General features: G+C 71.7%; 13 protein-coding genes. 6 read left to right on the top strand and 7 right to left on the bottom strand.

All coding sequences use genetic code 11. The annotated features are described in order from the left end of the window. Nucleotides 1-87 precede the first annotated feature (87 nt). The 4 genes from LNW73_RS19425 to LNW73_RS19410 all read right to left on the bottom strand — a co-directional run bounded on the left by LNW73_RS19425 (nt 88) and on the right by LNW73_RS19410 (nt 3,744). On the bottom strand, nt 88-279 hold the full coding sequence (locus LNW73_RS19425; protein WP_250976272.1) for a hypothetical protein: 192 nt from the start codon (nt 277-279) through the stop codon (nt 88-90). Nucleotides 280-383: 104 nt separating this feature from the next. Further along, nucleotides 384-1,280, bottom strand: a complete 897-nt coding sequence (locus LNW73_RS19420; RefSeq protein ID WP_250990771.1) for an SDR family oxidoreductase — start codon at nt 1,278-1,280, stop codon at nt 384-386. Then, nucleotides 1,277-2,239, bottom strand: a complete 963-nt coding sequence (locus LNW73_RS19415) for an alpha/beta fold hydrolase (protein ID WP_250990770.1) — start codon at nt 2,237-2,239, stop codon at nt 1,277-1,279. The genes LNW73_RS19420 and LNW73_RS19415 overlap by 4 nt, the downstream gene beginning before the upstream one ends. After that, complete coding sequence (locus tag LNW73_RS19410; protein ID WP_250990769.1) at nt 2,236-3,744, bottom strand: flavin-containing monooxygenase; 1,509 nt, start codon at nt 3,742-3,744, stop codon at nt 2,236-2,238. Before LNW73_RS19410 ends, LNW73_RS19415 begins: the two co-directional genes overlap by 4 nt. A gap of 253 nt (nt 3,745-3,997) precedes the next feature. On the opposite strand from LNW73_RS19410, the gene LNW73_RS19405 reads away from it, so the two are divergent. From LNW73_RS19405 to LNW73_RS19390, 4 genes are all read left to right on the top strand, one after another. Continuing rightward, nucleotides 3,998-4,780: a MerR family transcriptional regulator gene (locus LNW73_RS19405; RefSeq protein WP_250992971.1), complete on the top strand. Its 783-nt coding sequence runs from the start codon at nt 3,998-4,000 to the stop codon at nt 4,778-4,780. Between the two features lie 95 nt (nt 4,781-4,875). After that, nucleotides 4,876-6,924 carry an MDR family MFS transporter gene (locus tag LNW73_RS19400; RefSeq protein WP_285391354.1) on the top strand — a complete coding sequence of 683 codons (2,049 nt, stop codon included), beginning with the start codon at nt 4,876-4,878 and terminating at the stop codon, nt 6,922-6,924. Between the two features lie 117 nt (nt 6,925-7,041). Next, nucleotides 7,042-7,308, top strand: a complete 267-nt coding sequence (locus LNW73_RS19395; protein ID WP_250976276.1) for a DUF2630 family protein — start codon at nt 7,042-7,044, stop codon at nt 7,306-7,308. Next, nucleotides 7,305-7,742 carry a (4Fe-4S)-binding protein gene (locus LNW73_RS19390; protein ID WP_250976277.1) on the top strand — a complete coding sequence of 146 codons (438 nt, stop codon included), beginning with the start codon at nt 7,305-7,307 and terminating at the stop codon, nt 7,740-7,742. The genes LNW73_RS19395 and LNW73_RS19390 overlap by 4 nt, the downstream gene beginning before the upstream one ends. A gap of 41 nt (nt 7,743-7,783) precedes the next feature. On the opposite strand, the gene LNW73_RS19385 is transcribed toward LNW73_RS19390, so the two are convergent. Then, on the bottom strand, nt 7,784-8,620 hold the full coding sequence (locus LNW73_RS19385; protein ID WP_250990768.1) for an isocitrate lyase/PEP mutase family protein: 837 nt from the start codon (nt 8,618-8,620) through the stop codon (nt 7,784-7,786). Between the two features lie 140 nt (nt 8,621-8,760). Here LNW73_RS19385 and LNW73_RS19380 point away from each other — a divergent pair, with 140 nt between their 5' ends. Both LNW73_RS19380 and LNW73_RS19375 read left to right on the top strand, forming a co-directional pair. Further along, nucleotides 8,761-10,242 carry a DNA-3-methyladenine glycosylase 2 family protein gene (locus tag LNW73_RS19380; protein WP_250990767.1) on the top strand — a complete coding sequence of 494 codons (1,482 nt, stop codon included), beginning with the start codon at nt 8,761-8,763 and terminating at the stop codon, nt 10,240-10,242. Further along, entirely contained in the window at nt 10,242-10,742 is a 501-nt protein-coding gene (locus LNW73_RS19375) for a methylated-DNA--[protein]-cysteine S-methyltransferase (RefSeq protein WP_250976280.1), read from the top strand. Before LNW73_RS19380 ends, LNW73_RS19375 begins: the two co-directional genes overlap by 1 nt. Nucleotides 10,743-10,934: 192 nt before the next feature. On the opposite strand, the gene LNW73_RS19370 is transcribed toward LNW73_RS19375, so the two are convergent. Continuing rightward, nucleotides 10,935-13,190 (bottom strand): MMPL family transporter, encoded by a 2,256-nt coding sequence (locus tag LNW73_RS19370; protein ID WP_250990766.1) that lies wholly within the window; start codon nt 13,188-13,190, stop codon nt 10,935-10,937. Nucleotides 13,191-13,323: 133 nt separating this feature from the next. After that, nucleotides 13,324-13,920, bottom strand: a complete 597-nt coding sequence (locus tag LNW73_RS19365; RefSeq protein ID WP_250976282.1) for a TetR/AcrR family transcriptional regulator — start codon at nt 13,918-13,920, stop codon at nt 13,324-13,326. Nucleotides 13,921-13,944: the final 24 nt, after the last annotated feature.

Genomic DNA, 13,944 nt, shown 5'->3' with positions numbered 1-13,944 from the left:
CGGTCCGGGGCGAAAGGGGTCGGCGCAGCAGGAAGGGGCGCACCCTCGACGGGTGCGCCCCTTCACCGTTCGCGCCGCGCAGGCGGACTAGCTCCAGTTGTCCTGGGCGTCCTCGGCCGCGTCCTGGGCCTTGTCCTTGCCCTGGTCGCGCATGTCGGCAGCCTTGTCGCGGTTCTCGTCTTCCATCTCCGCAGACTTGTCCCGCTTCTCGCCCATGGCCTCCTTGGCCTTGTTCGAGAGGTTGCCGGCCTTGTCCTTGAACTGGTCGAAACCGCCCATGATCACTCCTCCTGGAGTTTGTCGGGTTGGGGCCTCGACCAGACTGACACGGGCGGACATAGCTCGCATGTCGGGAGAAAAACCGCAGGTCAGCTGCCCTTTTGTCACCCTACGGAGCGTGACGACTGCGCTGCCTCGTCCGCCTCTCCGCCCCGTCCGACGAGCCCCCGCCGGGTGCCCGCCGTGGCGGCGAACCGCGGCTCGGCCCGGCGCATCTCCCGCTGCCCGAGCGCACCGCCGATGACCGACGGCAGATAGCCGCGCACCGACTGCATGCCGCGCAGCCACCACTGCGCGTACACATGCGGCGAGCGCCGCTCGATCCCGGCGGCGATCCGCTCGACGGCCGGCTCCAGCGGGTACGTGCGGTTCGCCGGCCAGGGCAGCTTGGCGCGCATGTGGCGCATGAGCTCGTCCTCGTCGGCGCCGCGCACCATGTCGGTGTCGGTCCAGCTCAGATACCCGACGCCGACCTTGACGCCCTTGTGGCCGACCTCGGCGCGCAGGCTGTGCGCGAACGCCTCGACGCCCGCCTTGCTCGCGCAGTACGCGGTCATCATCGGGGCCGGGGTGATCGCCGCCAGTGAGGCGATCTGCAGCAGATAGCCGCGCGAGGTGAGGAGCGCGGGCAGGAAGGCGCGGGCGGTGGTGACGCTGCCCAGCAGGTTGACGTTGATGACCCGCTCGAACGCGACGGGGTCGGAGTCCAGGAACGGACCCCCGGTCGCCACACCCGCGTTGGCGACCACGACGTCGATCCGCCCGAAGTGCTCCAGGATCTCGGCGGCGGCCCGCTCCATCGCCGCGAGGTCGGTGACATCGGCGACCCAGTGCGCCGCGCCGCCACCGAGCCCCTCCGCCACCAGCTTGAGCTGGTCCGGCTCCAGGCCGACCAGCGCCAGCTTGGCGCCGCGCCGCGCGAGTTTGCGCGCGAGCATCTCGCCCACCCCGCGGGCGGCGCCCGTGACCACCACGACCTGTCCGTTCAACGACTGGCTCATACCGTCTGCTCCTTCACGGAAAGGTTCTCCTGGACCGGCAGGTGGTCCCTGACCAGACCGCGGACGACGCCCGCGACCGCGGCCGTGCCTTCGATGGGTGTCATATGGCCGAGGCCTTCGAGTTCGGTCAGACCCACGCAGACGGGCAGCGCGGCGGCCATGCCGCGCGCGTGCACCGGCGGGGTCAGCTTGTCCGCCGTGCCGACCAGGACGGCGGTCGGCGCGGTGATCCCGCGGAGCGCCGCGTCCAGGTCGAGTCCCGCCAGCACCCGTCCCCACGCGGAGCGCGGCCGGGTCCCGCAGGCATGCACGATACGCGCGGTCGCGGCGACCTGTTCCGGGGTCGAACCCGCCGCCATCACGCCGTACTTGAGCGCGGCGCGCGACATCCCGCTGACCGGCCCGAGCGGGGCGCGCGAGCTGAGCAGCAGCCGGTGGAAGCGGTCACGGACCTTCTGGGAGCGGAACCGCTGCGGCAGCACCTGGGTCTCGGCGAGCAGCCGTCCGCTGCCGGTGCTGGCCAGCAGCGTGGCGGCCGTGCGGGAGCGTACGGCGGCGCGGCCGGAGGCGGCCATCAGCGTCATCCCGCCCATCGAGTGGCCGACCAGCACCGCCCGTTCCCCCTCGGGAACGACGGCCTGCAGCACCGCCGACAGATCGTCGGCCAGTACCCGCGTGCTGTAGCCGGTGCGGTGCGGGGTGCCACTGCGGCCGTGTCCGCGCTGGTCGTAGGCGATCACCCGGAAGTCGGCCGTCAGGTCCCGGATCAGCGGCGCCCAGAAGAGCGTGGAACAGGTCCAGCCGTGGATCAGGACGACGGTCGGCCGGCCGGCCGGCCCGTGCTCCTCGACGTGGATCCGGGTGCCGTCCGCCGAGTTCACGACGAGCTCCCGGCGGGGGGTGGGGAGGGTGAACGGGTTGTCCGCCGCCGCTGCGCCCTTTGCGGTGATCCTGCTCATGACGCGGGCACCTCCACGGGCTCCACCGGCTCCGCCGTGCGCACGGGCGCCGGCACCAGGTCGTACTCCGCCGGTTTCAGTTCGCGGGTGGCCCGCCGGAACTCGGCCGTCGTGCCGGGCCAGGCCGTCGTGTTGCGGCCCTCGGAGTCCAGGTACCAGCTCTTGCAGCCGCCGGTGTTCCACACCGTCCGCGCGGTGCGCCGCTGCATCTCGGCGTTCCACGCCCTGACCGCCGCGGGCTTGGCGTCCAGCGCGGCCGCCCCGGTCCGCTCCAGGGTGCGCAGGTAGTCGGCGACGTAGTTGATGGACGACTCGATCATCAGGATCATCGAGCTGTTCCCGAGACCGGTGTTGGGGCCGACGATCAGCAGCAGGTTCGGGAAGCCGTCGATCGTGCTGCCGCGCAGCGCGGCCATCCCGCCCTTCCAGTGCTCGGCCAGCGAACGGCCGCCGACGCCGGTGATCCGGTCGCCGATCGGCATGTCCGTCACATGGAAGCCGGTGCCGAAGACGATCGCGTCGACCTCGCGCTCGGTGCCGTCCGACGTGACGATCGTCGAGCCGCGCACCTCCTTGAGCGCCGAGGTGACCACCTCGGTGTTGGGCTGGGCGAGCGCCGGATAGTAGTCGTTGGAGAGCAGGATGCGCTTGCAGCCGATGGTGTAGTCCGGCGTCAGCTTCGCCCGCATCGCCGGGTCCTTGATCGCGCGCCGCATGTGGTTCTTCGCGATCTGCTCGGTCGCCTTCATCAGCTGCGGGCGCTTGACGAACGCGCCGACCTGGAACTCCCTGATCAGCCAGAGCAGTCCGCGCCGCGCCTTCGCGGTGCCGGGCACCGTGCCGTGCAGCCACCGCTCGGCCTTGTTGATGCCGCGGTCCATCCGCGGCATCACCCACGGCGGAGTGCGTTGCAGCACGGTCAGCGACTTCACCTGCGGCTGGATGGACGGCACGATCTGGATCGCGGAGGCGCCGGTGCCGACCATCGCGACGCGCTTGTCCTTGATGTCGAAGTCGTGGTCCCAGCGCGAGGAGTGGAAGACCGCGCCGGGGAACGTGTCGAGCCCGGGGATGTCCGGCAGCTTGGGGTCGGACAGCGGGCCGGTGGCGGAGACGACGACATCGGCGGTCAGCTCGCCCTGCGTGGTCCGTATCCGCCAGTGCTTGGCCTCGTCGTCCCAGCTCGCCTGCAGCACCTCGGAGTCGAACCGCAAATGCTGCCGCAGCCCGAAGGTGTCGGTGACCCGCTCCAGATAGGCGCGGATGTGCGGCTGTCCGGAGAAGGTTCGGGGCCAGTCCGCGTTCGGCGCGAAGGAGAACGAGTACAGGTGGGAGGGGACGTCGCAGGCGCATCCCGGGTAGCTGTTGTCGCGCCAGGTCCCGCCGACCGAGCCGGCGCGTTCGAGGATCACGAAGTCCGTGATGCCCTCCCGGCGCAGCCGGACGGCCGCGCCGAGCCCGCCGAACCCTGATCCGATCACCGCCACCCGCACGTGCTCAGCCATGGCGCCGCCTCCCTGCCCTCAATCACGCCAGCAATCACTGGCACGATTGGTACGGTAGACCACTGCGGTTACCGGCGGTAGGGGTCAGGGCCACCCAAGACGAAACGGACCCCCGGCCGGAGTGCGCACCCGCCCGGCACCCCCGCACCGGCCCCGGCACGCTCCGGGGAACGCATAGGCTGACGAGGTGGCCGAGGACGTGCAGGAGACCAGGGAGCAGCCCGAGGAGCGGAAGCCCGGGCAGGAATACCGGATGGAGGCGCTGGCCGAGGCGGCCGGCATCCCCGTGCGCACCGTTCGCTTCTACCGCGAGCGCAAGCTCATCCCGCCACCGCGCCGCGAAGGCCGTATCGCCTGGTACAACGAGGCCCATCTCGCCCGTCTGCACACGATCGCCGCCCTCCTGGAGCGGGGCCACACCCTCGGTGGCATCGCCGAGCTGATCGGTGCGTGGGAGAACGGCCGGACCCTCGACGGCGTCGCCGAACTCCTGGGCCTGGAAGGCGCGTTGATCACGCCCTGGTCGGAGGAGACCCCGGTCAGGCTCACCCCCGAGGCCCTCGCCGACTACTTCGGCGAGGACGTCACCCCGGAGAACCTGACGACGGCCCTCGACATCGGCTACATCGCCGTCGACGGCGAGAACGTCGTCCACACCAGCCGCCGGCTGCTCGACGCGTCCGCCGCCCTGGTCCGCGAGGGCGTCCCGCTCGCCGCCGTGCTGGAGACAGGCCGCGCCGTACGGATCCAGGTGGACGCGCTCGCCGATCTGTTCACGGTGCTCATCCGCAAGCATGTGGTGGACGCCGCCACCGTCGACCACCTGCCGCCGGGCGAGGTGACCCGGCTCGCCGAGGCCCTGGAACGGCTGCATCCGCTGGCCAAGAACGTGGTCGACGCGGAGCTGTCGCTGGCCATGGACCGGCGTGTCAGGACCGAGCTGGAGAGCTGGCTGCAGGACCACGCGGCACCCGGAGCCGCACCCGGTCCCGGCCCCACCCCTCCGGAGGACCCGCCGGCCACCCCCGCCGCGTGAGGAGCGGCCCCGGCGGACGTACCAGCGGTGGCGGAACGCGGCACCGCGTCCAATCCTGAGGGGGACCCGCCCCCTGCGCAGGAGGTACCGGCCCGATGACCACGCTCGCCGAGGCCGGACCCGCGACGGGACCGCCCACGGGCCCGTCCTCGCTCAGCCGCCGCCAGACCAACGTCGTCTTCGTGACGATCGTCCTCGGCATGCTGCTGGCGGCCCTCGACCAGACCATCGTCTCCACCGCCCTGCCGACCATCGTCGCGGACCTCGGCGGCGCCGGGCACATGGCCTGGGTGGTGACCGCGTACCTCCTCGCCGAGACCGTCTCCACCGTCCTGGTCGGCAAGTTCGGTGACCTGTTCGGCCGAAAGATCGTCTTCCAGGTCAGCGCGATCGTCTTCGTCGGCGGTTCCGTCCTCGCGGGCGCCGCCAACGGCATGGGCATGCTGATCCTCGCCCGCGCGATCCAGGGCATCGGCGGCGGTGGTCTGATGGTCACCGCGATGGCCCTGATCGCCGACGTCATCCCGCTGCGCGAACGCGGCAAGTACCAGGGCGCGCTCGGCGCGGTCTTCGGCGTCACCACCGTCGTCGGCCCGACGCTCGGCGGTCTCTTCACCGACCACGCCACCTGGCGCTGGTGCTTCTACGTCAACGTGCCCGTCGCCGTCGTCATGGTCGTGATGGCCGCGCGGACGATCCCGTCGGTCAAGGCCGCCACCCGCCCCACCATCGACTACCTGGGCATCGTGCTGGTGGCGCTCGGCGCCTCCGGACTCGTGCTGGCCCTGGAGTGGGGCGGGAACGAGTACGCCTGGGGCTCGGCGACCATCATCGGCCTGTTCGTCGGCTCCGTCCTGGCACTCACCGCGTTCGTCCTCGTGGAACTGCGCGCCAAGGAACCGATGCTCCCCATGCACCTGTTCCGCAGCCGGGTCTTCACGATCTGCTCGGTGCTCAGCTTCATCGTCGGCTTCGCGATGCTCGGCGCGCTGACCTACCTGCCGACGTACCTGCAGTACGTGGACGGGGTCTCCGCGACGATGTCGGGCGTCCGCACCCTCCCCATGGTCGTCGGGCTGCTCGGCACCTCGATGCTGTCCGGCATCGTCGTCAGCCGCACCGGCCGGTACCGGATCTTCCCGATCGTCGGCACCGGCGTCATGGCGATCGGCCTGTACCTGATGTCCACCATGGGCCCGTCCACCGGCGTCTGGCTGGAATCGCTGTACATGCTCGTGCTCGGCCTCGGTATCGGCCTGGCCATGCAGGTGCTCACCATCGCCGTGCAGAACACCGTGCCCTACCACGAGCTGGGCTCCGCGACCTCGGGCGTCACGTTCTTCCGCACCCTGGGCAGCGCCTTCGGCACCGCCATCTTCGGCACGCTCTACAGCAACCAGCTCGGCCCCAACCTCGAGAAGGCCTTCGCACAGTCGCCCGGCGTCAGCCCTGCCGCCGTACAGAGCCCGGCCGCCCTGCACGCGCTGCCCGCCGACCGGATCACCCATATCGTCGATGCCTACGCCGACACCGTGAACTACGTCTTCCAGTGGGTCGTACCGGTCGCCCTCGTCGGCTTCGTCGTCGCCTGGTTCCTCAAGGAGGTGCCGCTGCGCGACAGCGCCAGGGCTGGCGCCTCCGACATGGGCGACGCCTTCGCCGCCCCCAACTCCGCGGACGCCGACCGGCAGCTGGAGCGCTCCATCGCCCGCGTGATGCGCCGGGCCAAGGCCGAGGAGCCGGTCTCGCTGCGGATCCTCGCCGACTCCGGCAGCCACCTCACCCCCGGCCAGGCCTGGGCCCTCGGGCAGATCCACTGGCGCGGCAAACTCCAGGGCGGAGCCCGGCTCAGCACCGTCGCCAAGGCCCACCGGATGCCCGGGGAGGTCCTCGAACCGGCCTTCTCCAGGATCGCCCAGGCCGGCTACGCCGATTTCGACGGCGAGCAGCTCGCCATCACCGACTCCGGCCGGGCGCAGATCGACCTGCTCGCCGGGGCGTGGCGCCGCTGGCTCGACGAGCGGCTGGACGACTGGGACGTGTCGGATCCGGCGGACCGCGCGCGCCTCGACCGGGCCATCGACGGCATCGCCCGCCGCCTCCTGGACGAGGAGGAGGCGCATCTCGAGCGCACCGCGCTGTGAACTGCGAAGGTGGAGAAGGAGCCGCGGGCACCGCGGCCCCGCACCGCCCGGGTCACCGCACCGGCTCGATCAGCGCACCGTCCGGACGACCGCATCGCCGCATTGAGGAGGCACCCCATGGACCAGCCCGACGACACCAAGGCAGAACAGGCGATCCTCTCCAGGATCAAGGCCATGGTCGCGGACGAGAAGGCCCTGCGTGAGCAGCTGACCGACGGCAGTATCGACGCGGTCACCGAACACGCCCGGCTCGGCGCCCTGGAACGCGAACTCGACCAGTGCTGGGACCTGCTGCGCCAGCGCCGCGCCAAGGGCGCGGCCGGCGAGGACCCGGGCCAGGCCAGCGTCCGGTCGGAATTCACCGTGGAGGGCTACACCTCATGACGGGAAGCGCCGAAGTGCCGATTCCCGAGGGGGCGAAGGCCTACCCGGGGGACGGCATCACGGTCACCTTCGAGGCCGGCCGCTGTCTGCACGCCGCCGAATGCGTGCGCGGTCTCCCCCAGGTCTTCGACACCGCCGAGCGCCCGTGGATCCGGCCCGACGGCGCTCCCGCCGACCTCGTCGCCCAGGTCGTCCGGCGCTGCCCCTCGGGCGCGCTGCAGTACCGGCTCGACGGCGGGCACCCCGAGGAGCCGACCCACCCGACCGAGATCAGCCGCTCCTCCTCCGGAGGCATCACCATCCGCGGCGACCTCGTCATCCACACGGACGGCGCGGCCAGGACCGAGACCCGCGCCGTCCTGTGCGGCTGCGGCGCCACGCATCACGCGCCGTACTGCGACCACACCGGCCCGTGCGGAACGGCGACCCGCTGACGGTCCGTTCCCCACGGGCCCGAGGGCCGGTCCGGCCATGCTCAGGACGTGAACAGCGCCTGCATCTCGCCGTATCCGGGCCCCTCCACGACCGGGGTGCAGGTGCCCTCCGTCAGGAACTCACGGGCCTCCTGCCGCATCATGCCGTACGCGGCCTCGGCCATCCGGCCGCCGATGCTGACGCGCGCCGCTCCGGCGCCGCCGAGTTCGGCGACGGACGGACCGCCCGGTCCGGTGAGGATGTTGAGCGGGGCGGCGATGCCCTTCGCCAGTTCGGCGACGACCGCGAGATCGGTCACCCCGGGGACGAAGATCCCGTCCGCGCCCGCCTCGATGAAGGCGGCGGCACGGTCGAGCGCCACACCCAGCCGCGTCTCCGGCGCGCCGACGGCACCGAGGTAGACATCGGTGCGGGCGTTGATGAACAGCGGGACGCCCGCCTCGTCGGCCGCCTTGCGGGCGGCGGCGATCCGTTCCACCTGCTCCGCGAGGCTGCGCAGCGGCTCGGGCCCGGTCACGAGCGCGTCCTCGATGTTGATGCCGACGGCCCCGGCGGCGAGGACCCCGCGCACGGTCCCGGCGACACCGGCCGCGTCGTCCGCGAAGCCCGCCTCGATGTCGGCGGACACCGGCACCCCGACCCCGCCCGCGACCCGGCCGATGAGCGCGAGCGCCAGCTCGCGGGGCAGCCGGTCGCCGTCGGCGTAGCCGAGGCTCCAGGCGACGCCGCAACTGGTGGTGGCGACGGCGGCCGCCCCCGCCTCCTCGATGATCCGCGCGCTGGCGACGTCCCAGGCGTTGGCGAGGGCGAGCGGCTTGTCGGCGGTGTGCAGGGAGTGGAGGAGCTGGGCCTTGTCACGGAGGTTCGACGTAGTCATGGGGACAGTCCATCACCGCCCTGTGACATCGTCCGGCAATTCCGCGACCTGGACGTCGCGGTGCGGGGGCCGGTCCACCCACGACCTACATGTCGGATTCTCGCTAGACCGGCGCCGTGACCCGGGGCGATGCTGGAGATATGCACACCGACTTCGAGCGTTGCGTACGAGCCGTGCAGTCCAAGGACGCCCGGTTCGACGGATGGTTCTTCACCGCGGTGCTGACGACCAGGATCTACTGCCGGCCCAGCTGCCCCGTGGTGCCGCCCAAGGTCAGGAACATGAGTTTCTACCCGAGCGCGGCGGCGGCGCAACAGGCCGGCTTCCGGGCCTGCAAGCGCTGCCGGCCGGACGCGAGCCCGGGTTCGCCGCAATGGAACGAGCGGGCGGACCTGGTGGCGCGGGCCATGCGGCTGATCGCGGACGGCGTCGTCGACCGGGACGGAGTCCCCGGGCTCGCCGCCCGGCTGGGCTACAGCACCCGGCAGGTGGAGCGCCAGCTGCTCGCCGAACTGGGCGCCGGGCCACTGGCATTGGCGCGGGCACAGCGCGCGCAGACCGCCCGGCTGCTGATCGAGACGACGACGCTGCCGATGGGGGAATCCGCCTTCGCGGCCGGCTTCTCCAGCATCCGCACCTTCAACGACACCGTCCGCGAGGTCTTCGCCCTCTCCCCCACCGAACTGCGCGCCCGTGTCGCCAAGGGCCGCCCCGCCGCCACCCCGGGCGAGCTGTCGCTGCGGCTGCCCTTCCGGGCCCCGATGTGCCCGGACAACCTCTTCGGACATCTGGCGGCGACGGCGGTGCCGGGCGTCGAGGAGTGGCGCGACGGCGCCTACCGCCGCACCCTGCGGCTGCCGCACGGCCCCGGCATCGTCAGCCTGCGCCCGCGGCCCGATCACATCGCGTGCCGGCTGCGGCTGACGGACCTGCGCGATCTGGCGCACGCCATCAGCCGCTGCCGGTGGCTGCTGGACCTCGACGCGGACCCGGTCGCGGTCGACGCGCAGCTGGGCAAGGACCCGGTACTGGCGCCGCTCGTCGCCAAGGCGCCCGGCCGCCGGGTGCCGCGGGTCGCGGACGGGCCCGAGTTCGCGGTGCGCGCCGTGCTCGGACAGCAGATCTCGACGGCCGCCGCGCGGACGCACGCCGGACGGCTGGTGACGGCGTACGGCGAGCGCGTCGAGGATCCGGCGGGCGGGCTGACCCATCTGTTCCCCGATCCGGCGGCGCTGGCCGCCCTCGACCCGGCGGCGCTCGCCATGCCGCAGACCCGCCGCACCACCCTCACCACCCTGGTCACCGCCCTGGTCGGCGGCGAACTCGACCTCGACGTCGGCAGCGACTGGCAGCGCGCCCGCGCGCAGCTGTCCGCGCTGCCGGGGTTCGGCCCGTGGACCGTCGAGTCGATCGCGATGCGCGCGCTCGGCGACCCGGACGCGTTCCTGGCGAGCGACCTCGGAATCCGCTTCGCCGCGAAGGAGTTGGGCCTGCCCACCACCCCCGCCGCCCTCACCCGCCATGCCGCCGCCTGGGCGCCGTGGCGCGCCTACGCCGTCCAGTACCTGTGGGCGACCGGCGACCACGCCATCAACACCCTCCCCGTGAACGGAGCCGCGTGATGCCCACCCGCACCCACACCGTGACCGATTCCCCCTGCGGCCCGCTGACCCTCGTCGCCCTCGACGGAACGCTCTGCGGCCTGTACATGACGCAGCAGCGGCACCTGCCCGCCGAGGAGACCTTCGGCGACCGCGACGACTCCGCGTTCGGCGCCGTCGAGGAGCAGCTCACCGCCTACTTCGCCGGCGAGCTGACCGACTTCGGCGTCCCCTTGACGCTGCTGGGCACCCCGTTCCAGCAGCGCGTCTGGTCCGCCCTCCAGGACATCCCGTACGGCGAGACCCGCTCCTACGGACAGCTCGCCGACCTCCTCGGCAACGCCGGCGCCTCCCGCGCGGTCGGGCTCGCCAACGGCAAGAATCCCATCGGCATCATCGTCCCCTGCCACCGCGTCGTCGGCGCCGACGGCTCCCTGACCGGCTACGGAGGCGGCCTCGACCGCAAGCGCTACCTCCTCGCCTTCGAGAACGGCACCCACGAACCGGCGGCGCTGTTCTGACCCGCCGGCCGGCACAGGGCCCGCCGGCCGGCCCCGTGCCCGGGGGACACGGGGCTCCGCGGGTACGACACAGGGCCCGGCGATTCGCCGGGCCCTGTCCTGCGCGCCATCCCCCCGTCCCCACGGGGCAGGCGCGTCATGGGGCCGCCGTCGAGCTCTCCGCCAACCGGCGGCCCCAGCTGGTGTGCCGCGTCAGACGCGGCTCGGCTCCGGTGCCCGCTCGGGCGCGGAACCGGCGGCCTGTGCCGCCAGGTTCTTCTGGAGCTGTTCGCCCTCGACGTCGACGTTGGGCAGCAGCCGGTCGAGCCAGCGCGGCAGCCACCAGGCGGCCTTGCCGAGGAGGGCGAGGACCGCCGGGACGACGGCCATGCGCACCACGAACGCGTCGAACGCGACAGCGATGGCCAGACCGAAGCCCATCATCTTGATCATCGATTCCGACGAGCCGATGAAGCCCGCGAAGACGCTGATCATGATGACCGCGGCCGCGGCGACCACCCGGGCGCCGTGCGTGAAGCCGGTGACGATCGCCTGTCCCGGCCGCTCGCCGTGCACGTACGCCTCACGCATCCGGGTGACGAGGAAGACCTCGTAGTCCATCGCGAGACCGAACACCACACCGATCATGAAGATCGGCATCATGCTCATGATCGGCCCGGTCTGCTCGACACCGAGCAGGCTCGCGAGCCAGCCCCACTGGAAGACCGCGACGACGGCGCCGAGGGCCGCGACCACCGAGAGCAGGAAGCCCAGGGCCGCCTTCAGCGGCACCAGCACCGATCGGAAGACCACCATCAGCAGCAGGAACGCCAGGCCGACGACGAGCGCCAGGTACGGCAGCAGCGCGTCGTTGAGCTTCTGCGACACATCGATGTTCATGGCCGTCGTGCCGGTGACCAGCGTCACGGCGCCGGTCTCGGACTTCAGCCCGGCCGCCTGGCCGCGGATGTTGTGGACCAGGTCCTCGGTCTCCAGGCCGCTGGGCTTGGACTTCGGGACGACCGTCAGCATCGCGGTGTCGCCGGCCTTGTTGAACGCGGGCTCGGTGACCTTCTCGACGTCTCCCATCCCGGAGATGGTCTTGGAGATCTTGTCGAGGGCCGCCTTCGGGTCGTCGCTGTGCGCGGCGTCCACGGCGATCATCAGCGGGCCGTTGAAGCCGGGGCCGAAGCCGTCCGACAGCAGGTCGTACGCCTTGCGCTGAGTGGTACTGACGGGCTGCGAACCGTCGTCCGGCAGACCGAGCTCCAGGCTGGCCGCCGGGATGGCGATCGCGCCCAGGCCGAGCACACCCACCACCAGCACCCAGATCGGGCGGCGCAGCACGAACCGCGCCCAGCGGGTGCCCATGTTGGGCTTCTTCGCGGCGGCGGAACCGGCCCCACCCGTGCCGCCGTCGGCGGCGTCGTCCTTGATCCCCTTGAGGCCGCTGCGCACCTTGCGGCCGAGCACCCGGTGCTTGGCGAAGCCGAGCAGCGCCGGGATCAGGGTGAGCGCGATGAGGACCGCGATGGCGACCGTGCCGGCCGCCGCGAGGCCCATCTTGGTGAGCATCGGGATGTTGACGACGGCGAGGCCCGCGAGGGCGATGAGGACCGTGAGGCCCGCGAAGACCACCGCGGATCCGGCGGTGCCCACGGCCCGTCCGGCCGCGTCCTCCGGTTCCCGGCCCTCGGTGAGTTCGTGCCGGAAGCGCGAGACGATGAAGAGCGCGTAGTCGATGCCGACCGCGAGGCCGATCATCATCGCGAGGGTGGACGTGGAGCTGCCCAGGTCCAGGACGTTGGCGAGCGCGGTGATCGACGAGACGCCGATGCCCACGCCGATGAGCGCGGTCAGCAGCGGCAGTCCCGCGGCGACCAGCGACCCGAAGGTGACGAGCAGAACGACGGCGGAGATACCGATGCCGATGATCTCGGTGGCGCCGGTCTCGGGCATCGCCTGCAGCGCGTCACCGCCGATCTCGACGGTGAGCCCGGCGTCCCGGCCGTGCTGCGCGGCGTCCTTGAGCGCCTCGCGGTCCGCGTCGGTCAGCTCCATCGAGGTGAGCTTGTACTTCACGGACGCGTAGGCGGTGCCGCCGTCCTTGCTGACGGCCTTCGACTCGAAGGGGTCGGCGACGGAGCTGACCTGCTTGCCGGTCTTCAGCTCCTTGACGACGTTCTCGACGGCGGCCTTCTGCGCGCCGACGTCCACCTTCTGCCCGCCGGGGGCCGTGAACACCACCCGCGCGGACGCGCCGTTGGCGCTGGCGTCCGGGAAGCGCTGCTCCATCAGGTCGAAGGCCTTCTGGGCCTCCGTGCCGGGTATCGAGAAACTGCTCGACGTGGAAGTGGAGGCCGACGCGGCGCCGACTCCGGCGAGTACCAGCAGAGCCACCCATGCGAGGGCGACGTACCGGCGTCGCCTGAAGGCGAACCGGCCGAGTTTGTAAAGGAAAGTGGCCACGAGTCGCGGCGCTCCCGTCAGGTCGAGGAAAAAAGGGCGTACGGTGCCTGCCCGACGACGAGAGCGGCGTGTCAGGTGGGGCCTTGTTCCGTGGTTCCGGCGTGGGATCAGGCGGTTGATCCGGCCGGTCGGATCAGGTCAGACGCAGGGCGGGGAGTACCACCGCGTCGATGTATCGGAAGGCGAATTCGGGGTCGGGATCGACGCCCTCGATCAGCGGCCGCCCCATCGCGGCGCCGATCAGCATGTGCGGTACGAATTTCCTGGCCGGCACGTCGGCCGCCAGTTCGCCCCGTTCCACGGCACGTTGCAACATGCCGTCGAAGGCGGCCATTTCCGGTTCGATGAGCAGTTGCCGCAGTGCCTGGAAGAGGTCCGGATTCTGATGTGCGGCCTGTCCGAGCGCCCGCATCAGTTCGTTGTCCCGCTTCGAGTCGCCCGTCGCGTCGTGGCACCGCACCAGCTCGCGCAGGTCGCCCCGCACCGATCCGGTGTCGATGTCCTCGATCCGCACCGGCTTGGTGTGCCGCAGCGCGGTCGCCACCAGCTCGGGCTTGCCCTTCCACTGACGGTAGAGCGTGGCCTTGCTGGAGCGGGTGCGCGAGGCGATCGCGTCCATGGTGAGCGCCTCGTAGCCCACTTCCCGCAGCATCTCGACCACCGCGGCGTAGAGCTCCTGCTCGCGTTCGGGCGTGAGCCTGGTGCGGCGTGCCGGGGCATCCGTCGACATCCTCGGCCTCCATCCAAACGAAAC

Source organism: Streptomyces sp. RKAG337 (assembly GCF_023701715.1).
Taxonomy (GTDB): Bacteria; Actinomycetota; Actinomycetes; order Streptomycetales; family Streptomycetaceae; genus Actinacidiphila.
The sequence above is the reverse complement of the archived record's forward strand: the minus strand, read 5'-3'. Positions and strand labels throughout refer to the sequence as shown.